Annotated in this window: 20 protein-coding genes; 10 read left to right on the top strand and 10 right to left on the bottom strand. The window is 66.2% G+C overall.

From position 1 onward, the window contains the following. The first annotated feature begins 276 nt into the window (after positions 1 to 276). The 7 genes from ACN5KJ_RS15955 to ACN5KJ_RS15925 all read left to right on the top strand — a co-directional run bounded on the left by ACN5KJ_RS15955 (position 277) and on the right by ACN5KJ_RS15925 (position 7,305). Complete coding sequence (locus tag ACN5KJ_RS15955) at positions 277 to 1,137, top strand: dihydrodipicolinate synthase family protein (RefSeq protein ID WP_418594979.1); 861 nt, start codon at positions 277 to 279, stop codon at positions 1,135 to 1,137. Position 1,138: 1 nt separating this feature from the next. Next, entirely contained in the window at positions 1,139 to 1,795 is a 657-nt protein-coding gene (locus ACN5KJ_RS15950) for a GntR family transcriptional regulator (RefSeq protein ID WP_418594978.1), read from the top strand. 40 nt (positions 1,796 to 1,835) lie between these two features. Next, entirely contained in the window at positions 1,836 to 2,831 is a 996-nt protein-coding gene (gene dctP / locus ACN5KJ_RS15945) for a TRAP transporter substrate-binding protein DctP (protein ID WP_418594977.1), read from the top strand. A 49-nt stretch (positions 2,832 to 2,880) separates the two neighbouring features. Further along, the gene (locus ACN5KJ_RS15940) at positions 2,881 to 3,441 is read left to right on the top strand and encodes a TRAP transporter small permease (RefSeq protein ID WP_418594976.1); all 561 of its coding nucleotides are present in this window, start codon (positions 2,881 to 2,883) and stop codon (positions 3,439 to 3,441) included. Continuing rightward, positions 3,438 to 4,733 (top strand): TRAP transporter large permease, encoded by a 1,296-nt coding sequence (locus ACN5KJ_RS15935; protein ID WP_418594975.1) that lies wholly within the window; start codon positions 3,438 to 3,440, stop codon positions 4,731 to 4,733. The genes ACN5KJ_RS15940 and ACN5KJ_RS15935 overlap by 4 nt, the downstream gene beginning before the upstream one ends. A 568-nt stretch (positions 4,734 to 5,301) precedes the next feature. After that, entirely contained in the window at positions 5,302 to 6,423 is a 1,122-nt protein-coding gene (gene nirK / locus ACN5KJ_RS15930) for a copper-containing nitrite reductase (protein WP_418594974.1), read from the top strand. Between the two features lie 72 nt (positions 6,424 to 6,495). Further along, positions 6,496 to 7,305 (top strand): formylglycine-generating enzyme family protein, encoded by an 810-nt coding sequence (locus ACN5KJ_RS15925; RefSeq protein WP_418594973.1) that lies wholly within the window; start codon positions 6,496 to 6,498, stop codon positions 7,303 to 7,305. Here the strand turns inward: ACN5KJ_RS15925 and hemN are convergent. The 8 genes from hemN to ACN5KJ_RS15885 are packed head-to-tail and all read right to left on the bottom strand — an operon-like array spanning position 7,302 to position 14,262. After that, on the bottom strand, positions 7,302 to 8,657 hold the full coding sequence (hemN, locus tag ACN5KJ_RS15920) for an oxygen-independent coproporphyrinogen III oxidase (protein ID WP_418594972.1): 1,356 nt from the start codon (positions 8,655 to 8,657) through the stop codon (positions 7,302 to 7,304). The two genes, ACN5KJ_RS15925 and hemN, sit on opposite strands and share 4 nt — an antisense overlap. 51 nt (positions 8,658 to 8,708) lie before the next feature. Further along, on the bottom strand, positions 8,709 to 9,389 hold the full coding sequence (locus ACN5KJ_RS15915) for an NnrU family protein (protein WP_418594971.1): 681 nt from the start codon (positions 9,387 to 9,389) through the stop codon (positions 8,709 to 8,711). Next, on the bottom strand, positions 9,386 to 9,604 hold the full coding sequence (locus tag ACN5KJ_RS15910) for a hypothetical protein (RefSeq protein ID WP_206565745.1): 219 nt from the start codon (positions 9,602 to 9,604) through the stop codon (positions 9,386 to 9,388). The genes ACN5KJ_RS15915 and ACN5KJ_RS15910 overlap by 4 nt, the downstream gene beginning before the upstream one ends. Further along, positions 9,601 to 9,771 carry a hypothetical protein gene (locus tag ACN5KJ_RS15905; RefSeq protein ID WP_418594970.1) on the bottom strand — a complete coding sequence of 57 codons (171 nt, stop codon included), beginning with the start codon at positions 9,769 to 9,771 and terminating at the stop codon, positions 9,601 to 9,603. The genes ACN5KJ_RS15910 and ACN5KJ_RS15905 overlap by 4 nt, the downstream gene beginning before the upstream one ends. A gap of 1 nt (position 9,772) precedes the next feature. Beyond that, entirely contained in the window at positions 9,773 to 11,650 is a 1,878-nt protein-coding gene (locus ACN5KJ_RS15900; protein ID WP_418594969.1) for a nitric oxide reductase activation protein NorD, read from the bottom strand. A 4-nt stretch (positions 11,651 to 11,654) separates the two neighbouring features. Then, positions 11,655 to 12,449 carry a CbbQ/NirQ/NorQ/GpvN family protein gene (locus ACN5KJ_RS15895; RefSeq protein WP_418594968.1) on the bottom strand — a complete coding sequence of 265 codons (795 nt, stop codon included), beginning with the start codon at positions 12,447 to 12,449 and terminating at the stop codon, positions 11,655 to 11,657. 3 nt (positions 12,450 to 12,452) lie between these two features. After that, positions 12,453 to 13,796 carry a cbb3-type cytochrome c oxidase subunit I gene (locus tag ACN5KJ_RS15890; RefSeq protein WP_206565741.1) on the bottom strand — a complete coding sequence of 448 codons (1,344 nt, stop codon included), beginning with the start codon at positions 13,794 to 13,796 and terminating at the stop codon, positions 12,453 to 12,455. 13 nt (positions 13,797 to 13,809) lie between these two features. Next, a complete protein-coding gene (locus ACN5KJ_RS15885) occupies positions 13,810 to 14,262 on the bottom strand; it encodes a c-type cytochrome (RefSeq protein WP_418594967.1) in 453 nt (150 codons plus the stop codon). Positions 14,263 to 14,387: 125 nt separating this feature from the next. On the opposite strand from ACN5KJ_RS15885, the gene ACN5KJ_RS15880 reads away from it, so the two are divergent. Further along, a complete protein-coding gene (locus ACN5KJ_RS15880; protein WP_418594966.1) occupies positions 14,388 to 14,597 on the top strand; it encodes a DUF1858 domain-containing protein in 210 nt (69 codons plus the stop codon). 3 nt (positions 14,598 to 14,600) lie between these two features. On the opposite strand, the gene ACN5KJ_RS15875 is transcribed toward ACN5KJ_RS15880, so the two are convergent. Then, the gene (locus ACN5KJ_RS15875) at positions 14,601 to 15,290 is read right to left on the bottom strand and encodes a Crp/Fnr family transcriptional regulator (RefSeq protein WP_418594965.1); all 690 of its coding nucleotides are present in this window, start codon (positions 15,288 to 15,290) and stop codon (positions 14,601 to 14,603) included. Between the two features lie 101 nt (positions 15,291 to 15,391). Between ACN5KJ_RS15875 and ACN5KJ_RS15870 the strand changes: the two genes are divergently transcribed. Together ACN5KJ_RS15870 and ACN5KJ_RS15865 are read left to right on the top strand one after the other, a co-directional pair. Then, positions 15,392 to 15,820: a pseudoazurin gene (locus tag ACN5KJ_RS15870; protein ID WP_418594964.1), complete on the top strand. Its 429-nt coding sequence runs from the start codon at positions 15,392 to 15,394 to the stop codon at positions 15,818 to 15,820. Positions 15,821 to 15,895: 75 nt separating this feature from the next. Continuing rightward, positions 15,896 to 17,092 (top strand): NnrS family protein, encoded by a 1,197-nt coding sequence (locus ACN5KJ_RS15865; protein WP_418594963.1) that lies wholly within the window; start codon positions 15,896 to 15,898, stop codon positions 17,090 to 17,092. 239 nt (positions 17,093 to 17,331) lie between these two features. Here ACN5KJ_RS15865 and ACN5KJ_RS15860 read toward each other — a convergent pair whose 3' ends face one another. Next, positions 17,332 to 18,204: an isocitrate lyase/PEP mutase family protein gene (locus ACN5KJ_RS15860; RefSeq protein ID WP_347168496.1), complete on the bottom strand. Its 873-nt coding sequence runs from the start codon at positions 18,202 to 18,204 to the stop codon at positions 17,332 to 17,334. Positions 18,205 to 18,211: the final 7 nt, after the last annotated feature.

The raw sequence follows: 18,211 nt of genomic DNA, 5'->3' as shown, positions 1-18,211 counted from the left end.
GGGCGGGCAGGGCTGCCAGAGCGGGGAACAATGGCGGGGCGGGCCGCTCTTGTCGTCCCCGGCGGCAGATCCATTCGGCGCCGTCGAGCGTGCATGTCCGGGGTGTTCGGGCTTACCGCAGACCGTGAACTGACACTGACGCACCGGCGTGCCATCCGAGAGACCGTCTTGGTGAAAGGCGGGTACAGGAAGCGACCGAACATCAATAACTGACATGTCAGTTGTGCAATCAGAATTGCCCTGCTAGGTTTCCTCCGAAGACGAGGAGAATCTCAGTTGGAACACTTCGGTATCTCGGTTGCCTTGCTGACGCCCTTCACGGCGCGCGGCGAACTCGACACCGCGCGGCTGGGGACGCACGCGCGAAGCCTTCTGGATCGTGGCGTCCAGGGCGTCACGCTCTTTGGCACCACCGGAGAAGGGGCCTCGGTGGGGCTGTCGGAACGCGCGGCGGGGATCGACGCCCTGCTGCAGCACGGCTGCCCGGCGGGGGCGATCACGCTTGGCGTCTGTGCGACCGCGCTTGCCGATGCCCTGGAGCAGGTGGCGCAGGGCACCCGCCGTGGCATCCAGTCGTTCCTGCTGCTGCCGCCGTTCTACTTCAAGGGATGCAGCGACGACGGTCTGTTTGCCTGGCATGCAGAGCTCTTCGCGCGGGCCGATCCCGGGGCCCGGTTCATCCTCTACCATATCCCGCAGGTGTCGGGGGTGGGTCTGTCAGTCGATCTGGTGGGGCGACTGATCGATCATGCGCCCGACCGGGTGCGGGCGATCAAGGACAGCTCCGGCGACTGGGAAACCGCCGCGGCGCTGATCGACCTGGGAAAGACCACGGTGCTTGTCGGAGACGAACGGCTTCTGCACCGTGCCGTGGCGCGCGGTGCCGGGGGCGCGATCTGCGGGATGGCGAACCTGTACCCCGAGCGGATGGTCCGCATCGTGGAGACCGCCACCGAAGACCCGGAGCTGAGCGCCGAGGTTTCGCGGATCGTGGCGAAGCCGGTGATCCCGGCACTGAAGGCGGTGCTGGCCGCGCGCAGCGCAGAGCCCGCCTGGGAACGGATGCGCCCGCCGCTTACACCGCTCGGCGAGGTCGAGCGCGCGACACTGCCGATGCAAGAGAAGACCGAGGCCTGAGATGGGCGAACCGGTGGCCCGGCAGCGCGATCACGCTTATTCAAGCTTCACGGACAAGCTTCTGTCGCGGGATATCCAGCCGGGTCAGTTCGTGTCGCAGCGTGAGCTGGTCGAGCTGACGGGCATGCCGCTGGGCGCCATCCGCGAGATGATCCCGAGGCTAGAGGCCGACGGGCTGATCCGCACCTCGCCGAAACGCGGATTGCAGATCCTGTCGATCGACCTCGACCTGATCCGCAACGCGTTTCAGCTGCGCCGCATCATCGAGGCGGAAGCCTTCGCCGGCTTCTGCCGGACCGCGCAGCCGGACGATCTGGCGCGCATCGCCCGCGAGCACGCGGAAATCCGGGAGGAAGCCGCAGGCGGGGTGACGCCGGATGTGCTGGACCGGGCGCAGCGCATGGACTGGGCCTTTCACGACCATGTGGTCGATCACATGCAGAACCGCATCGTGTCGGACATCTACCGGGTAAACTCGATCAAGATCCGCTTGATCCGCAACGAGAACACCCGGATGCTGCCCGAACTGGTGGTTTCGGTCATGGACGAACACATGCCCATCGTCGATGCTCTGATTGCCCGGGACGAGGCGGCGACCATCGCGGCCGTCCAGGCCCATATTAACAGCGCGAGGAGTAGGGCGCTGGAGTTCGAATAACAGCAAGGGCGCAGGCCCTGCCAATACCGGAGGAGGAAACATGACACAGATTTTCAGAACAGGCGCGATGGCGCTGGCGACGGCGGCAGTTTTCGCGGCGCCGGTCGTGGCGCAGGACACGGTGACGGTGCGGATGTCGACCCCGGCATCGGAAACCGACCAGCGTTCGGTTGCGCTGGCCGAGGTTTTCGCCCCGGCTGTCTCGGAGTTCATCACCTACCAGCCGCATTACAACGGCTCGCTCATCGCGCAGGGCTCGGAACTCGAGGCCATCGCCTCGGGCGACCTGGAAATGTCGATCGCATCGGCGCAGGAGCTGGCGCAGTTCTTTCCCGAGTTCTCGATCTTCGCCACCGGCTACGTGCACCAGGATGCGGCGCATCAGGTTGCCGTCTTCAACGATCCGCTGATGGACCCGTTCAAGCAGAAGGTCGAGGACGAGCTTGGCGTGAAGCTTCTGACGGTGATGTATCTGGGGCGTCGGCACGTCAATCTGCGGCAGTGCCGGGACGAGGTGGACGTGCGGACGCCGGAGGACCTGAGCGGGATCAACCTGCGGATGCCGGGCACCGATGCATGGCAGTTCCTGGGCAAGGCGCTTGGTGCGAACCCGACGCCGATGTCCTTCACCGAAGTCTATACCGCGCTGCAGACCGGCTCGGTCGACGGGCAGGACAATCCGCTGCCCACCGTGGTGGATTCCAAGTTCTACGAGGTGACCTGCCAGATCGCGCTGACCTCGCATCTGGTCGACCTGAACTACGTGGCCTTCTCCAAGGAACTCTGGGACGGGCTGAGTGCCGATCAGCAGGCGGCGGTGCAGGAGGCGGCAGATGCGGCCGCCGAGTCCGGGCGCCAGAACCAGCTTGCGAAAGAGGAGGAGCTGGTGTCCTTCCTGCGCGAGAACGGGCTGGAGATCTATGAGCCCGACCTCGCAGCCTTCCGCACGCATGTTCAGGCGCAGTACCAGGGCACCGAATTCGCGGCCGCCTGGCCCGAGGGCGTGCTGGACCAGATCAACGCGCTCGGCAACTGATCGACTGCCGGGCGGCCCACGGGCCGCCCGGCCACCCGGGATCCCAGCGATGATGCACACCGTTCACCTCATCAGGCGCGGCGCCGAAATTTTTGTCGGTGCCCTCATGGCCTGCATGTTCCTGACCTTCATCCTGCAAATCACCATCCGCTACACGGCGCGGCTGTCGTGGATTGCCGAGGCGGTGCCGCTTCTCGATCCCAGCCGCTACGGCTGGACGCTGGAATTCTGCCTTCTGCTCTGGATCTGGATCATCTTCGTCGGCTGCGCCTTCGTGGTGCGTGACGAGGATCACGTGACCTTCGACATGATCTCGGGCCATGTGCGCCCGGGACTCCGCCGCTGGTTCATCATCCTCGGCGGGCTGGCCATCGCCATCGGCCTTGCGGCCTCGATACTGCCGACCTGGGACAAGTTCTACATCCTGCGCCTGAAGAAGACCGCCACGCTTTCAGGACTGTTCGGCGACTGGATCCGGATGCGCGATATCTACTCTGTCTACATGCTGTTTCTCGTGGTGGTCACGCTGCGCTCTGCATGGGAGGTCTGGCGCGCGATCCGCGGCCAGGTTCCCGCGCCCGGTGACGGCATGGCGGGGCCCGAAGCATGAGCGGCGCCTTCCTTCTTTGCCTCGGCACGATCTTCGTGATCGCCGGGATCGGGCGGCCCATCGCCCTGGCGATCCTGCTCGGCGCGATCGTCTACATGGTGGCCATCGGGCAGGACATCGGGCTTGCGGGCAAGGTGTTGATGGATGGGCTCTACAACAGCTTTATCCTGCTCGCGGTGCCGCTTTTCATCGTGGCCGCGAACATCATGAACGCGGGCACGATCAGCGACCGGCTGCTGGGTTTCTGCGTCGCCATGGTGGGGCGGTTCCGCGGCGGCCTGGGGCATGTCAACGTGGTTGCCTCGCTGATTTTCTCGGGAATGTCGGGGTCGGCGGTGGCCGATGCGGCGGGGATCGGCAAGATCATCATCGAGATGATGACCAAGTCGGGCCACTACACCCGGGGCTATGCCGCGGCCATCACCGCGGCCTCTGCCACCATCGGCCCGATCATCCCGCCCTCCATCCCGATGGTGCTATACGCCCTCGTCTCGAACACCTCGATCGGCTACCTGTTCCTCGGCGGCATCGTGCCCGGGGTGTTCATGGGGGTGGTGCTGATGGCGATGAACACCGTGATCTCGCATCGGCGCGGCTTCACCCTGGAAGAACCGGTTCCGCTGGTCGAGCTTCCCAAGCGGGCCATGACGGCCTTTCCCGCGCTCCTGATGCCGGCGATCCTGCTTTATGGCATCTACGGCGGTGTCACCACGCCGACCGAGGCTGCCGCCATTGCCGCCTTCTACGCGCTTGTGCTGGCCGCGGCCTTCTACCGGGCGCTGAGCCTGCGGGCGCTGAGCGGCATCCTCGTCGAGAGCGCGCGATCCTCGGCAGCCGTGGGCCTGGTGATCGGCGGGGCGCTGATCCTGAACTACGTGGTGGCCTCCGAGAACATCCCGACCCTGCTGGCCCAGAAACTCGTCGGCCTGGACGTGCATCCGCTGGTCTTCCTGATCGGGGTCAACATCCTGCTGCTGCTGCTTGGCTGCGTGCTCGATGCGACCACGATCATCCTGGTGATCATCCCGCTGTTCCTGCCGACCTGCCGCGAACTTGGCATCGACCTTGTGCATTTCGGTGTTGTTGCCGTGGTGAACTGCATGGTGGGGCTGATCACGCCGCCCTACGGGGTGCTGCTGTTCGTCATCAACGCGGTGACGCGGATTCCGCTGGCAGAGATCATCCGGGAGATCTGGCTGTTCCTGTTCGCCCTCATCGTGGCGCTTGTGCTGATGATCCTGTTTCCGGGGATCGTCCTGTGGCTGCCCAGGGTCTTTGGCTACGCCGGGTAGGGGAGGCCTGCGTGCGGCTTCGGCTGCGCCGGCCTGCAAGAACGGCGCTTCCGTCCGGGCCTTGGACGATCTCGCCCCGGGGGCAGCCGGACGGAAGGTGAAAGACGTCTGCAGGCGTTGGCCGGTATGGCCCGAGGCCGGGCGCGGCAAGCATTGGTCCGACCATGCGGGGCTCGACGGGAAGGGCGCAGGATTGGCCGGCAGCGCGGCTCTTGATGGGGGCCGCTCCTTCGCGGGCCGCAATCCCGGCGTCCGGGCCTGCTGCCCGGCACGACAGCGCCGCCGTGCCGGATGGGGTGTCGACGGCTGCCCTTGTCCTGCCCGATGACCGGCTTCACCGGGACGGGGTCCACCTCCTGCGCGTCTGACACCTCTGACGCCCCCGGCTGTTGCGCCCGCGCATCCCATGCGGGCGTTGCGTTTAGTCCGCCACCATGCCGGCAGGTCGCTGCTGAGACGCGCCAAATACACGACAAGTTGGCCGAAGTTTGCAGTTCAGCAACGTTCCGTACCGGGCTTCCGGGTAACCTTTGCGCGACGCGCAGACATACCGAGAAGGAATGAGAACATGCTTACGAGAAGAGCCGCACTGGTGGGTGCAGCCGGAGTTGCGTCGCTTCCGATCCTGGCCAGGACCGCCCATGCCGAGACGGCGGCCACGCCACTCGCGGTTCCGGCGGACCTGTCGAGCCTCACCCGCATCAAGCGCGACCTCGTCGCGCCGCCCTTCGTGCATGACCACGAACAGGTTGCGCCGGGCGCGCCGCGCATCGTCGAATTCGAGATGACGATCGTCGAAAAGGAAATCGAGGTCGATGACGGCGCCTATCTGCAGGGCATGACCTTCGACGGGTCGATCCCCGGACCGATGATGGTGGTGCACGAGGGCGACTATGTCGAGCTGACCCTGATCAACCCCGCAGACAACCTGCTGCAGCACAACATCGATTTCCACGCCGCGACAGGGGCCTTGGGCGGCGGTGCGCTGACCCATGTGAACCCCGGCGAAAAGACGATCCTGCGGTTCAAGGCGACCCGCCCGGGCACATTTGTCTATCACTGCGCCCCGGGCGGCCCGATGATCCCCTGGCACGTGGCCGCGGGCATGGCGGGCACGATCATGGTTCTGCCGCGCGACGGGCTGAAAGACCACGAAGGCAACCCGGTCCGCTATGATCGCGTCTATTACATCGGCGAGAACGAATACTACATTCCGAAGGACGAAGACGGCAATTACAAGCGCTACGACGACCCGGGCGAAAGCTATCCCGACACGCTCGAAGTCATGAACCGGCTGATCCCGACACATGTGGTGTTCAACGGCAGTGTCGGTGCGCTGACCGGCGACAAGGCGATGACCGCCAGGGTCGGAGAACGGGTGCTGTTCGTACACAGCCAGGCCAATCGCGATACGCGCCCGCACCTGATCGGCGGGCATGGCGATCTGGTGTGGGAGCACGGCAAGTTCAACAACCTGCCCGACCGCGACCTGGAAACATGGTTCATCCGTGGCGGCTCGGCGGGCGCGGCGCTCTACACCTTCCTGCAACCGGGGGTCTATGCCTACGTGAACCACAACCTCATCGAGGCGGTGAACCTTGGGGCGACGGCACATGTGAAGGTCGAAGGCGACTGGGACAACGACCTCATGGAACAGGTCCTTGCACCGGTCGATCTAGCCGCCTTCTGACAATGACACGGGAAGAAAGGGCAGGGGCGGTCGCAGCATGCGGGCGCCCTTTGCCTTTTCGAGGAGAGTGCGATGAAGACCCTTTTGCTCTTGCCGGTGCTGGCGGTGGCCGGCGCGATGACCCTACCGGAACCGCGGCTTGCCGCGCCGCCATTCGACCAGCCCGACATGGTGCGCGTCGCTGCCGGGCAGATTGCCTTCCGCCCCTTCGGGAGCTTTTCGCAGAACGGCAAGGCGCGCAATCCGCGGCGCTCGGCACTGACGGTGCCCGGCTTCGAGATCATGAAGTTTCAGGTGACGGGCGGACAATACGCGGCCTGCGTGGCCGACGGGGCCTGCGAACCGGCCCGCGCGGTCCCGCCGGAGGCCCCGCAGACCGGCGTGAACTGGAATGACGCCAGCGCCTTTGCCGCCTGGTACGCCGACCGGACCGGAGAGCCCTGGCGGCTTCCGACCGAGGCCGAGTGGCAATTGGCCGCCGCCGAGCGCTATGGCGACAGTGGCGCCGAGTATGAGGCGGCGGACCCTGGCGCGCAGATGCTGGCCAGTTATGCCAAGGGGATCTCGCTGCGAACCAAAGCCGACCCAGGCCTTTACCCTGCGGGCGCGTTCGGGCTGAACTCCAAGGGGCTGGCGGATGTGGCGGGCAATGTCTGGGAGTGGACAGACGGCTGCATGCAGAACGGCCAGCTTGCGCCGGACGGCACCGTGGCCGAAACCGACCCCTATTGCAGCGTGCGGATCACGGGGGGCGTGCATCGGGCGGCGGTGATCGACTTTGTCCGCGATGCCAGTGTCGGCGGCTGTGCCGTGGGACTGCCGCCGGATCACCTTGGATTTCGCTTGGTGCGGGCAGAGCGACCGCCCGCACCAACCGCCTAGGATGCCTGGCTGTACCGGATGCCCTCGGGCACATGCGCGTCGAAGGCGCTGGCGATGATCCGCGTCAGCGCGCGGCCCTCGGGCGCGATGGTCAGGGCCTCGTCGGTCACGGTGACAAGATCGCCAAAGCGCTCCGCCACCAGTGCGATCTGCGCATCGAGCGTCGCCGCCTGCCCCCCAAAGGCATCGCGCAGCGCGGTGCGATCAAGCCGGAAGGCGCACATCAGCATTTCAATCGCGCGGGCACGCAGCAGGTCGTCGCGGGTCATCATGTGCCCCCGCGCCCCGGCCAGCTGCCCGGCCTCGATCCGCTGGATATAGGCGGCGGTGGCGGGCGCATTCTGGACGTAGCCGTCCGGCAGGCGCGAGATCGACGAGGCCCCCAGCCCGATCAGGGTGGGGCAGGTATCGTCGACATAGCCCTGAAAGTTGCGCCGCAGGTGTCCGGTGGCCGCGGCGCGGGCCAGCCCGTCGCCGGGCCGGGCGAAATGGTCGATCCCGATGGCCGTCAATCCCGCCTCTGTGAACCGTGTCGCGGCAAGGTTCGCCAGCGCGTGCCGGGCCTCTTCGGCGGGCAGGGCGTCTTCGGGGATCAGTTTTTGCCGCTTGGACACCCAGGGCACATGGGCATAGCCGAACAGCGCGACGCGGTCGGGCTCAAGCTCCAGGACCTTGGACAGGGTATCCTCCAGCCGCACGGCCGTCTGGTGCGGCAGGCCATAGACGAGGTCGGCGTTCAGCGACCGGATGCCCGCCGCGCGCAGGTCGTCGACGCAGGCCCGCGTGATGTCGAAGGGTTGCAGGCGCCCGATGGCGGCTTGGACCAAGGGGTCGAAGTCCTGAATGCCGATGCTGGCGCGGTTCATGCCCTCGGCGGCCAGCGCTGCGATCTTGGCCCGGTCGACCATGGTCGGGTCGATCTCGACCGAGAATTCGCAGGTCTCGGTCGGCGGGATCACCGCGCGCACCGCCTGCGCCAGGCGGTGGATCATCTCGGGCGGCAGGATCGTCGGGGTGCCGCCGCCCCAGTGCATCCGCCCCATGCGCAGCCCCTTGGGCAGGATCTGCTTCAGCAGCGCCAGCTCCTGCTCCAGCGTGCCAAGGTAGCTTTCCACCGGCGACAGGGTCTGTGTGCCCTGGGTCCGGCAGGCGCAGAACCAGCACAGGCGTTCGCAGAAGGGGATATGCAGATAGACCGAGACCGGCTGGTCAGGGTCCAGCGCGGCCAGCGCGCGGGTTTGCTCGGCCGCGCCCACATTCGGCGAAAAGACCGGCGCGGTGGGATAAGACGTGTAGCGGGGCACCCGTTGGTCGAACAGGCCAAGGAGTCTGAGGCGGTCGATGTGTTTCATGCCTGCGATATGCGCCTTTTCGCCGATGGCGACTTTGCGCAGGATCAACCTTCAGGCCGGAAAGGGTGAGACGCCGATCACAAGGCGATGCAGATGCAGGCTGCCCTGCCAGAGCATCAGGCCGATGGCGCCGCGCACAAGCAGCTGGCGCAGGTTGGCGGCCCGCCAATCCCGGTCGGCCAGCGGCCTGAGCGAAAACAGCGGGGTTTGCGCGAGGACGCCGGGGCCTGCGATCCGCCGTGCCTTTGCATCGAAGGCCGGGATGGCCAGCAGCGCCATGGCGGTGAAGCTGCCGAACAGGATGACATGTGCAAGATCGCCATTCGGCAGCAGATGCGCCCCGGCCCACACCGCCAGGGCAAGGAACAGGGGATGGCGCGAAACGGCGGCGAAACCGGGGTTTGCCGGATCGAATGCGCCCTTGCGCCCGCCCAGCGTGAAGGGCTGCGCCATCCCGGCCCCGCAGGTGATCAGCAGAACCGCGACAGGCATCGCGAGGTTCGGCACCCATCGCGTCCATGGCAGCTGCGGCCAAAGCTCGACATGGGGTGCGCGCCCGGCGGCAGAGATCAGCCAGACCAGCAGCCCAAGGGACAGGATACCATAGACAGAGAAATACACGGGCCGCCCGACCGCCCCGATCAGCCTGTCGCGCAGGCCGCCGAGGCGGGGGATGAAATGGCTGGCTGCGAAGAGCGCCAGCGCAGCCGTGTATTCGGTCCATCCGGTCATGCCTCGTCGGCCTCCTTCATCAATCGCGCGATGTGGCAGGCAAAGGCATAGGTCGCCGGGACGCCGATCACCAGCCCGCCGGCGGCAGACTGCCAGGGCGTCAGCACAGGCCAGCCCAGCCAGGACCCGATCAGCGAGGCAAAGTAAAGGTTCACCCCCATCGCGCCCGCGCCGAAGGGATAGAGCCCCGCCAGCAGCTTCCGCGAGGGTCTCATCGGCGGCTCACCAGAACCTGCACGGCGACAAGCGCCGCTATCAAGGCGACGGAGCCGACGAAGAACCAGAATTCGGCGATGTGGGTTTGCGGTTGCGGGATGGGTCGCTCGAAGGCGGCAAGGGCCGGGGCAGGGATCAGGGCGGCAAGGGCGCACAGGCGTTTCATGTCAGCTCTCCATGGTCAATGTCTGGTAGATATCCGGCAGGGCGCGGGGCAGGCGCCCGGGATCGGACAGCAGGGTGAACCCGGCACGGCCGAAAATGCGCGCGAACCAGTCCTGACCGTCCTGATCGACGATGACGCCATGCACGGCTTGCCCAAGGGCACGGGCCTCGCGCACGGCCATGCGGCTGTCCTCGATCCCATGCGGGCCCTCGTAGTGGTCGAGGTCGTTGGGCTTGCCATCGGTCAGCACCAGAAGCAGGCGCCGGGTCGCGCCCTCGTCGGCCAGCTGCGTCGAGACATGGCGGATTGCGGCCCCCAGCCGCGTGTAGTGGCCGGGGCGGAAGCCGCCGATGCGGGTGGTGACCGCCTGCGACATCGGCTCGGCAAAGGTCTTGGCCCGGTGCAGGAAGACGCGGTCGCGTTTCAACGACGAGAACCCCCAGATGCCCAGCCGGTCACCTGCCGTATCGATGCCACAGGACAGCGCGGCCAGCGCCTCGCGCGCGGTATCGATCACCGAGGCCTCGCCAAGGGCCGCCTCCGTAGAGCGCGAACAATCCATCAGGATCGCGACGGAGAGGTCGCGCGCCATCGGGCGGCCGGATTGCCAGACCCGGTCGCTGCCCTGCTGCCCGCAGGCCATATCGGCCTGCGAGGTCACCAGCGCGTCAAGGTCCAGGTCATCGCCGTCCAGCTGCCGGGGCAGGATGACGCGGCGGGGATGCAGGGGCGCGAACTGGCGCCGCACGCGGGCGACAAGGCGCGGATCGGGGGCATAGTCGGCACGCGGGGTGGCCTCGGCCTCCAGCACGCGGGTGTGATCCGGCATGTAGGTGCCGGTGCGGCGGTTCCATTCGGGATAGGTGAACCGGCCCGCCAGCCGTTCGTGATCGGCATCCTGCGGCGACAGGTCCAGCGACAGGCGCAGGCGCGTGGCGGCGCGTTTGACGTTTTGCGACAGGGTCAGGTGGTCCTGATCCTCGGCGGCCTTGGCGGCATTGTCCTGATCGTCGTCATCGACCATGCGGTTGATGTTCAGGCTTTCGGCCCAGGACATGATCGACTCGAACCGGTGCACGATGAAGCTGTCGTTGCGGTTGGCCTGATCGCGATCCTCGCGGCGGGCTTCCTTGCGGGTCGGCAGGGCCATGGCCGGGGCGGTGGCCTCGTCGCTTGCGCTTGCCGCCTGATCGCTGCGGATCCGCTTCCGCAGGCGCGGCCAGATCGGCAGGGGGGCAAAGGTCCGGTAGCCGCGCGGGGCAGGGCAGCTCAGGCACTCGCGCTGCGAGGCCTGCCCGCAGAGCTGATCCAGCAGCATCCGCTCGATCCCGGCCTCGCAACGGGGCAGACCCCTGCGGTGGCGGTGCAGCAGGATGTGGGTGCAGAACTGTGCCAGCGCGTCACGCAGACCGGGGCAGGCGGCATAGGCGCGGTCCGAGGCCTGCGCCAGCGCGGCGATCTCGGCCCGGTCGGCGATCAGCGGGTCGGCCTGCGCCCCGGGCAGCGCGACAAACGCGGCCAGGGCGGTCAGCCACAAGTAGCAGGCACGATTCAGCGCGCGCGTCGGAAAGGCGTCGATCACCGGCGGCAGGCGCAGGCGGTCGCCGTCGAAATCCGCCACGTGCAGCCGGTCGCGCGGGGTGCCGATGCGGCGCAGCCGGTCGGGGCGGTGGTCCGAGGTGGCCAGCGGGGCCGGGGTGATCTCCACCCCCGCCGCGCCGCCAAGCGCCCGGAACAGCGCCAGCAGGGAAGGGCGCATGGTATCGAAGCGCACCGCGCGCTCTGCGTCCGTCTCCGTGGCGCCCCAGCGCGATGCCATATCGTGCCAAAGATTGCCGACCGTCTCTTCGGGCTCCATCAGGTCGAGAAGGTGGATCATGGGCTCACCCGTAGACCACGGCGGCCAGATCGCGCAGCGCCTGCTGCACGTCCGGCTCGTCCGAGAGCGGTTCGATGATGGCGGCCTCGATGGCGCGCTCCACGGCCATGCCGCCCGCGATCATCGTGGCGGCATAGATCAGCAGGCGGGTCGAGACGCCTTCCTCGAGATCCATGCCCGACAGCGCCCGGATCTTGCCCGCCAGCCGCACCAGCGCAGCGGCGCGCCCCTCATCCAGCCCGCTTTCCCGCATGACCACCGGGGTCTCGGCCTCCGGGGTCGGGAAATCGAAGCCGATGGAGACAAACCGCTGCCGTGTCGAGGGTTTGAGTTTCTTCAGAACGTTCTGGTAGCCGGGGTTGTAGCTGGCAACCAGCATGAAGGTTCCGGGCGCCTGCAACTCTTCGCCGGTGCGGTCGATGACCAGCCTGCGCCGGTCATCGGTCAGCGGATGCAGGACGACGGTGACATCCTTGCGGGCCTCGACCACCTCGTCGAGATAGCAGATGCCGCCCTCGCGCACGGCCCGGGTCAGCGGGCCGTCGACCCAGACGGTTTCCCCCCCTTTCAGCAGGTAGCGGCCGATCAGGTCCGCCGCCGACAGGTCGTCGTGACAGGCGACGGTGTGAAGCGGCAGGTCCAGCCGCGCGGCCATGTGTTCGACGAAGCGGGTCTTGCCGCAGCCTGTCGGCCCCTTCAGCAGAAGGGGCAGGCAGTTTTCGTGGGCCGTCTGGAACACCGCGCATTCATCGGATTGTTCATGGTAGAACGGCAGGTCGGGGTTGGTCAGGTCTTTCATGGTTCACTCTCCCGGGACGGCCACGGGGCCGGGTTTCACCACCTCGCGGCGCACCACGAGCATCGAGTAGATGAACAGCAGGGCACCCAGCACCACGGCGACGCCGGACCCGAAGCGCATCAGGTAGAACAGGCCCAGCTGGTCCTGCACGTCCATGTAGTAATCGCCCACGATGCGCTGCATGTGCGTCTGGATCGTGCCGGCGAAGGTCAGGGTGAAGGTCATGAAGGCCATGCCGCCGGTCATCAGCCAGAAGCTCGCCATGTTCAGCACCTGGTTATAGGGATCGCGGCCCCGCAGCATCGGCATCGCATAGGTGAACATCGCAAGGTTCAGAGCCACATAGGCGCCGTAGAAGGCAAGGTGCCCGTGCGCGGCGGTGATCTGCGTGCCGTGGGTGTAGAAGTTCACCCCGTGCAGCGTATGCAGGAAGCCCCAGACGCCGGCCCCGAAGAAGGCGACGGTGGAGGACCCCAGAGACCACAGCAGCGCGGCCTTGTTGGGATGGTTCTTGCGGCCCTTCCAGACCATGACGAAGGCAAAGGACATCATGGCAAAGAAGGGGATCACCTCGAAGGTCGAGAAGATCGAGCCGATCCACTGCCAGTAGCCCGGCGCGCCGATCCAGTAGAAATGGTGCCCGGTGCCGAGGATGCCGGAAAACAGCGCGGTGGCGACGATGACATAGAGCCACTTCTCGATGACCTCGCGGTCCACGCCGGTCAGCTTCAGCATCAGGAAGCCGAGAATTGCGGCCATGACCAGTTCCCAGGTCGCTTCGACCCAGAGGTGCACGACCATCCACCAGTACATCTTGTCGAGGCTCAGGTTGTCGGGGTTGATGAAGGCGAAGACCCACAGCAGGCACAAGAGCCACAGGCCCATGAGCAGAATGTTGGTGATCGCTGTCTTGCGCCCGGCAAGGAAGGTCAGCGAGACGTTCACAAGGAAGATGACCGCCGCGACGAGGATGCCGACCTTGACCCACAACGGCTGTTCGAGGAATTCGCGCCCGCCATGGATGCCGACAAGGTAAGAGCCCACCGCGCCCAGCGTGCCGACCACGAGGATCGCGAGCTGGATATAGGCAAGCCTGACCGAGAAGATCTCGCGCTCGCTTTCCTCGGGGACAAGGTAGTAGGCCGCCCCGAAGAAGCCCAGCAGCAGCCAGACGATCAGCGCGTTGGTGTGGATCATGCGCACGATGTTGAAGGGCAGCACCTCGGACAGCGTGTTGGGCGAGACATAGATCCAGCCCAGCAGCAACCCGCCCAGCACCTGAATGCCGAACAGCGCCATCGCCGCGAGGAAGTAGGCGTAAGCCACTTTCTGAGATTGGTATTTCATGGTTCTGTCTCCCTCAGCCCGCGTCGTTCGGCGGCCAGTTCTGGGTGTCGGTCTGATCGGCCCAGCGGAGGAATTCAGCGAGTCCGCGCATCTCCTCTTCGGTGATCTCGAAATGGGGCATCTGGCGGCGGCCCTCGATCCCGGAGGGCTGCGCGGCCATCCAGCCGTCTAGCATCTCGTAGGCGCCTTCGGGGTCGTCGGCGACGCCCCATCGGGTCATCACGTTGCCGACCTCGGGGGCGAAATAGGCGCCTTCGCCGTGCAGGGTGTGGCAATTGATGCAGGAGTTGCGCTCCCACACATGTTTGCCGAGCACGACCTCGTCGGTCAGGGGCATCCCGGCGGTCGCGGTGTCGACGATGTGCCGGTGGCTTTGCGCCGTCAGGGCGACGAACACGACGACGAAGAATATGGATCCCCCGTAAAACACGTTCCTCGCCCGCGATTTTGTTAGGAATTCAGACATGTCGCGGTCCTGTCGAATTGTTTTGGACAACCGCTGTCTAGCCGGGCTCGCCGGGCCGCTTGTTGTGCAAACGCAAAGAAGCCGACGAAAGGGGCGGGCACCATGTGCCTTTGAAAGGACCGCCCATGTCACAGCCTGACTTCGACGACCCGGACCTGCCGCTGGCCGAACTGTTCGCCGCCTGGCCGGAGATGGCAGGCGCTTTCATGGACAGGCGCATGCTGTGCCCCGGCTGCCTGATCGCGCCGTTTCACGCCATTACGGATGCTTGCCTGGAATACGATCTGGACGAAGACGCGTTTCGCGCGGAAGTGCAGGCCCGGCTGAAGTCCTAGGGGTCAGGCCTCGCTCAGCAGCACCAGGGCATGGGGGTCGGTGACCACGATATGCTTGCGGGTCGATTCGACGATGCCCGCCTTTTGCCAGGCCGACAGCAGCCGGCTGACGGTGTGCAATGTCGTCCCCGTCATGTCCGAGATATTCTGCCGCGTGACCGGAAAGGCGATTTCGACCCCCTTGTCGGACTTGCGCCCGCTTTGGTGAACCATCCGCAGCAGCGCACAGGCGACGCGTTTCTCCACCGCCTGCGTCGCCATTTCCGTCAGCGTGTCGTGAATCTGGCCAAGGCGCTGACCAAGCGTCTTGTAGCTTTCGGTGGCGAACCCGGGATAGCGCGTGGTGAAGTCGTCCCAAAGCCGCACGGGCCATGACAGTGCAATCGCCTCGGCAGCGGCGATGGCCGTCGCGGGATAGGTGTCGCGCTGCAGGGCAGGGGCGATGCCGAACAACTGCCCCGGGGAAATGTGCAGCACGATGATCTGATCGCCCCCCGGGGTCGAGCGGACCACCCGCAGGTAGCCGTCGAGCAGAAGGTAGAAGCGCTCGGCGTCATGCCCTTCGCGGAAGATCGCCGTGCCTTCATCGAAGCGGCGTGACACCGCCTGATCGAGGATCTCGCGGATCTGCGCCCGCTGCAGCAGGCAAAAGGGCGGCAGGCCGGTCAACAGGCTTTCGTCGAGCTTCGGCACGGTTTTGTTTCCGGAGTTTGTGCAAGGGCAACGTTCGGGTCGACCTTCTACGGCAAATCACGGGCAAGCGAAACAGACGGAAACGTAGAAAGGATGTTCCGATGTTCAAATCCCTGATGATGACTGCCGCCTTTGCCGTGATCGCCACCGCGGCCACTGCCGAGACCTTCGAGGTCAAGATGCTGAACAGGGGCGAGGCGGGTGTGATGGTCTTCGAGCCCGCTTTCGTGAAGGCCGAGCCGGGCGACGTGATCCACTTCCTGCCAACTGACAAGGGCCACAACGTCGAAAGCATCGACGGCATGCTTCCCGACGGCGTCGAGGGCTTCAAGACCAAGTTCAATGACGCGTTCGAGCTGACCGTGGATGCGCAGGGTATCTATGGCATCAAGTGCACACCGCATTACGCCATGGGCATGGTCGCGGTGATCCAGGTCGGCGACGCGGTGAACCTCGATCGTGCGGCAGAGGTCAAGCAGAAGGGAAAGGCCAAAGCCCGCATGGCGGAGCTTCTGACACAGGTCGAATGACGCATCGTCCCGCGTCAAACGACCTGTTCGGGCGACACGCGAGGGTCGCCCGAACTTTCCTGAAGGAGTTGACCCATGTCTTCGCGTGCAGCTTTTGACGGACCGGCCCTGCTGTCCTACGGCTTCAGACCCTTCTTCCTGGCCGCAACCCTGTTTGCATTGCTGGTACTGCCGCTGTGGTGGTCGGTCTGGCGCGGCGGCGTCGTGCTGGGCGGGCCATTCGCGCCGACCGACTGGCATGCCCACGAGATGATTTTCGGCTATGGCGCAGCCGTGGTCGCGGGTTTTCTCTTCACGGCGGTCCCGAACTGGACAGGCCGCCTGCCCACGCAAGGCTGGCCGCTGGCTGTCCTTCTGGCGCTCTGGCTGGCGGGCCGGTTGTCGGTGGCCGGGGGGATGGGCCTGGGGCCAGTGGCGGTCCTGCTTGTGGATCAGGTCTTTCTGCTGGCCGTGGCCGCGATGATCGCGCGCGAGGTTGTGGAGGGCAGGAACTGGCGCAATCTCAAGGTGCTGGTGCCTGTGTCGCTGCTTTGGCTTGCCAATGTCGTTTTCCACGTCGAAGCGATGGTGTCGGGTGACGCCGCCCATGGGCGGCGCTTCGGCATGGCGCTCTTGATCTTCCTGATCATGCTGATCGGCGGGCGTATCGTGCCGAGCTTCAGCAGAAACTGGCTGGTGCAGCGCGGTGCCAAATCCCTGCCAACCGCGTTCAACCGGTTCGATGCGCTTGGCCTTGTTGTCGGCGCCGTCGCCTTGGTCAGCTGGGTTGCAGCCCCTTCGGGCATGACCGTGGCGGTCTCGGCAGGCCTGGCCGCCATCCTGCATATGGTCCGGCTATTGCGCTGGCGCGGCCATGCAACCTGGCGGTCGCCGCTGCTGTTGATGCTGCATCTTGCCTACCTGATGGTGCCCTTGGGATTGGCGGCGGTGTCGGCAGCGGCGCTGGGGCTGATCGCGCCGAATGTAGGGGCGCATGTGCTGGGCATCGGGGCCGTGACGGCGATGACCGTGGCCGTGATGATGCGGGCGACCATGGGGCACACGGGCCGCGCCCTGATCGCCGGACGCGCTCTGGTCGTCGCATTTGCGCTTGTGCTGATCGCCATGGTGCTGAGGGTCATGGCGGGGCGGGTCGCGATCGGCGCCCTGGATGGTGTCGATCTTGCAGCCGGTGCCTGGACCGCGGCCTTTGCCATCGTGACCTGGCGGCTGGGGCCCTGGCTTCTGCAACCGAAACGCGCGCAGAAAGCGGTTTCCCGCGCTCCGCAATGACCTGTCCCGGACGGACTTGGCCCTGTCGCACAGGCCGGGGTCACTGCGCCGGTCCCCTGTCGCCGCAGGGGGGCTCTGCCAGCGGCAATCCCGCGATTGACGCCGGACGCGGGGCCGCCCCGATCCGCGGAACGGATGGGAAGGCCCGCTTGCGGGATGTCTGTGGCGCATGCAGCAGGGCCTGCGCAGCGCCTTGAATGGGGCGCCCACCCGTCGTTGACCGGCGGATGGGCGGGGTCTCAGTAGGCGTAGCGCTTGTCGAGATCGTCGAAGAGATCCTTGCGCACCACACGCTGGCGTTCGAGGAAGCCCGCAAGAGGGCCGTCTTCGTCCATCCGGCCCTGGTCGCGCAGCTGGGTCAGCGCGGTCTGCATGCCGTAAAGCGCCGACTGCAGCGCGACATTGGCATAAAGGACCAGCGAAAAGCCCATCTCGGTGAATTCGTCCACCGACAGGATCGGCGTCTTGCCCCCGACCACCAGGTTCACCAGCTGCGGCGTGCCCGGCAGCGCCTTGGGGATGGCGCGCAGGTCGTCCACGGTCTGGGGTGCCTCGACGAAGGTGATGTCGGCGCCGTCCTCGATGAAGGCCGCCGCGCGGTCGAGCGCCTCGGTCATGCCATCGGTGGCCGCCGCGTCGGTGCGGGCCACGATCAGCGTGTTCTCGTCCTGCCGGGAATCCACCGCCGCCTTGATGCGCGCGCGCGCCTCGGCCAGCGGCACCACGTCCTTGCCCGAGAAATGCCCGCAGCGCTTGGGGGTCTTCTGGTCCTCGAGCTGGATCGCCGAGGCGCCTGCCCGTTCCAGCGTGCGCACGGTGTGGCGCACGTTCAGCCCGTTGCCGAAACCGTTGTCCGCATCCACCACGATGGGCAGCTCGGTCGCGTCGCGGATGGCGGCGGTGTGTTGCGCGATCTCGGGAAGCGAGACGAAGGCAAGGTCCGGCATCCCGAGGAAGGTATTGGTCAGGCCCGCACCCGAGAGGTACACCGCCTCGAAACCCAGATCTTCGATCACCCGTGCCGCAAGGGCATTGGCCGCGCCGGGCAGCATCAGGGCACCGCCCGAGGCAATGCGATCCTTGAACCGTTTGTTCACTTCGTGATTCAGCATGGGGTTG

The sequence above is a fragment of the Ponticoccus sp. (in: a-proteobacteria) genome (assembly GCF_048381735.1).
Note: the sequence above shows the minus strand (reverse complement) of the source record. Positions and strands in the feature narration are given on the sequence as shown.

Bases quoted from the DNA above. Each gene is read 5' to 3' on its own strand.
- ACN5KJ_RS15950 (WP_418594978.1), top strand. From the start codon at position 1,139: ATGGGCGAACCGGTGGCCCGGCAGCGCGATCACGCTTATTCAAGCTTC.
- dctP (WP_418594977.1), top strand. From the start codon at position 1,836: ATGACACAGATTTTCAGAACAGGCGCGATGGCGCTGGCGACGGCGGCA.
- ACN5KJ_RS15940 (WP_418594976.1), top strand. From the start codon at position 2,881: ATGATGCACACCGTTCACCTCATCAGGCGCGGCGCCGAAATTTTTGTC.
- ACN5KJ_RS15935 (WP_418594975.1), top strand. From the start codon at position 3,438: ATGAGCGGCGCCTTCCTTCTTTGCCTCGGCACGATCTTCGTGATCGCC.
- nirK (WP_418594974.1), top strand. From the start codon at position 5,302: ATGCTTACGAGAAGAGCCGCACTGGTGGGTGCAGCCGGAGTTGCGTCG.
- ACN5KJ_RS15925 (WP_418594973.1), top strand. From the start codon at position 6,496: ATGAAGACCCTTTTGCTCTTGCCGGTGCTGGCGGTGGCCGGCGCGATG.
- hemN (WP_418594972.1), bottom strand. From the start codon at position 8,657: ATGAAACACATCGACCGCCTCAGACTCCTTGGCCTGTTCGACCAACGG.
- ACN5KJ_RS15915 (WP_418594971.1), bottom strand. From the start codon at position 9,389: ATGACCGGATGGACCGAATACACGGCTGCGCTGGCGCTCTTCGCAGCC.
- ACN5KJ_RS15910 (WP_206565745.1), bottom strand. From the start codon at position 9,604: ATGAGACCCTCGCGGAAGCTGCTGGCGGGGCTCTATCCCTTCGGCGCG.
- ACN5KJ_RS15905 (WP_418594970.1), bottom strand. From the start codon at position 9,771: ATGAAACGCCTGTGCGCCCTTGCCGCCCTGATCCCTGCCCCGGCCCTT.
- ACN5KJ_RS15900 (WP_418594969.1), bottom strand. From the start codon at position 11,650: ATGATCCACCTTCTCGACCTGATGGAGCCCGAAGAGACGGTCGGCAAT.
- ACN5KJ_RS15895 (WP_418594968.1), bottom strand. From the start codon at position 12,449: ATGAAAGACCTGACCAACCCCGACCTGCCGTTCTACCATGAACAATCC.
- ACN5KJ_RS15890 (WP_206565741.1), bottom strand. From the start codon at position 13,796: ATGAAATACCAATCTCAGAAAGTGGCTTACGCCTACTTCCTCGCGGCG.
- ACN5KJ_RS15885 (WP_418594967.1), bottom strand. From the start codon at position 14,262: ATGTCTGAATTCCTAACAAAATCGCGGGCGAGGAACGTGTTTTACGGG.
- ACN5KJ_RS15880 (WP_418594966.1), top strand. From the start codon at position 14,388: ATGTCACAGCCTGACTTCGACGACCCGGACCTGCCGCTGGCCGAACTG.
- ACN5KJ_RS15870 (WP_418594964.1), top strand. From the start codon at position 15,392: ATGTTCAAATCCCTGATGATGACTGCCGCCTTTGCCGTGATCGCCACC.
- ACN5KJ_RS15865 (WP_418594963.1), top strand. From the start codon at position 15,896: ATGTCTTCGCGTGCAGCTTTTGACGGACCGGCCCTGCTGTCCTACGGC.
- ACN5KJ_RS15860 (WP_347168496.1), bottom strand. From the start codon at position 18,204: ATGCTGAATCACGAAGTGAACAAACGGTTCAAGGATCGCATTGCCTCG.